Consider the following 2,245-nt stretch of genomic DNA (forward strand, 5'->3'; position numbering starts at 1 on the left):
CGCGGCGACCGACGCGGTCGCGGTGCAGGCCGGCTATGCGCCGTACCGCGTGCCGTTGCTGCAGCGCGGCGTCGAGCTGTACGAATTCAAGTCGCAGCCGGACCAGCAGCCCGCGCGGCTGTTCGGGTCGCGCTCGCGCGCGAGCCTGCATGCGAAGGCGTATGTGATCGACCGGCAAATCCTCGTGATCGGCTCGCTGAACCTCGACCCGCGTTCCGCGTACCTGAACACCGAGCTCGCGCTCGTGATCCACAGCCCGGTGCTCGCGCAGCAGGCCGCGGCGATCTTCGCGCGCGTGACGCAGCCGGACGAAAGCTACCGCGTCACGCTCGCGAAGCGGACCGACGGCAGCCCACCCGCGCTCGAATGGACGGGCACCGAAGGCGGCCAGACGACCACCTATCACGTCGACCCGCATGCGGGGCTGCTGCGCAACGTGATGACGGGCATTTTCACGCTGCTGCCGGTCGACGACCAGTTGTAAGGGCGGGAACGGCTCCGGCAAAACCCGCGATACCGGTGCGCGGGGAAAGATGATATGGTTGTGCGCGCAACTATATGGGTGCCGTGAAGCATGCTGGCGGATCGCTCGCGCAATGCGGTCCGGAACGGCGCGCCGCACGTGCGCCATACGCGCCGCACGCGTCGCTTGCGGCGCCGGCAGACGAGGACGATGCGCACCGCCGCTCGCCGCGGCCGCGCGCCGCCGCAACCGGAGTTCCCCATGCAACGTGTACCGAACCAGCCGTTCACGCGTCCCGCGCGCTTCTCCGAAGCCGAATGGCAGGCGCGTGTGCAGCTCGCGGCCGCCTACCGCATCTTCGATTATCTGGGCTGGACCGAGCTGATCTACAACCATATCTCGCTGCGCGTGCCGAGCGAGGACGGTCATTTCCTGATCAATCCGTTCGGGCTCCATTACCGCGAGGTGTGCGCGTCGAACCTCGTGAAGATCGACATCGACGGCAATGTGATCGGCCATTCCGACTGGCCGATCAATCCGGCCGGTTTCACGTTCCACAGCGCGATCCATGCGGCGCTGCCCGATGCGCACTGCGTGATGCACGTGCACACGACGCCGACGATGGCCGTGTGCTGTTCGCGCGACGGGCTGTCGTTCTCGAATTTCTATTCGGCGCAGCTGTACGGGAAGATCGCGTACCACGACTTCGAGGGCATCACCGTGCATCTCGACGAAGGCAGGCGCATCGTCGACAGCGCGGGCGGGCGGCCCGTACTGCTGCTGCGCAACCACGGACCCGTGACGATCGGCGCGACGCTCGCGCAGACGTTTTCGCTGATGTGGCTGCTCAACCGTGCGTGCGAGGTACAGGTCGCGACGCACGCGATCGGCNNGCCGATCGCGCCGCCCGTGCTCGAAGGGTGCGTGCGCGATTCGCTGAATTTCGATCCGAAGCATGGCGCGGGGCAGGACGCGTTCGACGCGCTGCAGCGGATCGTCGACCGGATCGATCCGGGTTACCGCGCGTGACGCGGACGGCGCCCGGTGCGTGCGCCCGTCAGAACCGGTAGCCGAGACCGGCCTGAATCACGTCGGTGTCGCGGTCGTAGCGCGTGACCACGCGGTTCCATGTGATGCGCGTGAGCCAGCGGTCGGAGAGCCGGTAACTGGCCGAGATCGACACGATGCCGGACAGGCGGCCGTCGCCGGGGCCCGGCTGGCCTTCGCGGTTGCGCTGGTTGACGGTGAAATACGCGCCGGCGCCGGCCGACAGCGTGACCTTGTCGTTCAGGAACGCGCGCGTGAGCCACAGCTCGGACGCGATCCCGTTGCGGCGAACCGCCTGCTTCGCGCCTTCGTACATCCATGTCGCGGTCCAGTCGATCGAACGCGCGAGGCCGCGCCGGTATTCGACGCTGCCGCCGAGCGTCGACGGCGACGAGCGGCTGTTGAGAATCGTCTCGCCGAGCATTGCCGTGACTTCGTTGTGCGTGACCTTGCGCGTGCGCGGCAGTGCGGTGTCGCGCGGGCCCGGCGTGTCGGGCGCATCGAGCTGGTAGCCGATGCCGAACATCACGGACGTCGTGTCGGGGCCGCTGAACACCTGCGCGCGGTTGACCTGAAGCTGCGCGATCCAGCGGTGCGACGTGTAGTACGCGGCACGCACGCTCATCAGCACACCCCAGCCATGCGTGTTCGAATAACTGCGCGAGTCTCCGCCGCCTTCGCCGGCCGGCACCGTGTCGAAGTAACGATACGGGCCCGCGCCGGCCGACAGCACCA

Annotated in this window: 3 protein-coding genes and 1 pseudogene; 3 read left to right on the forward strand and 1 reads right to left on the reverse strand. The window is 67.9% G+C overall.

The features are described 5' to 3' along the window. From A9Z05_RS37345 to A9Z05_RS37350, 3 genes and pseudogenes are all read left to right on the forward strand, one after another. Nucleotides 1-484 (forward strand): phospholipase D-like domain-containing protein (locus A9Z05_RS37345; RefSeq protein WP_256121809.1); only part of this gene is annotated, 484 nt, incomplete at its 5' end. A 240-nt stretch (nucleotides 485-724) separates the two neighbouring features. Beyond that, nucleotides 725-1,354 (forward strand): class II aldolase/adducin family protein (locus tag A9Z05_RS01415; RefSeq protein ID WP_256121810.1); only part of this gene is annotated, 630 nt, incomplete at its 3' end. A gap of 2 nt (nucleotides 1,355-1,356) precedes the next feature. Next, nucleotides 1,357-1,492 (forward strand): annotated as a pseudogene (locus A9Z05_RS37350) (class II aldolase/adducin family protein); the annotation flags it as partial. Nucleotides 1,493-1,520: 28 nt separating this feature from the next. Here A9Z05_RS37350 and A9Z05_RS01420 read toward each other — a convergent pair. Next, on the reverse strand, nucleotides 1,521-2,245 hold a 725-nt coding region (locus A9Z05_RS01420; protein ID WP_069616601.1), incomplete at its 5' end, for a hypothetical protein.

This window comes from Burkholderia sp. A2 (genome assembly GCF_001729305.1).
Lineage (GTDB): Bacteria > Pseudomonadota > Gammaproteobacteria > Burkholderiales > Burkholderiaceae > Burkholderia > Burkholderia sola.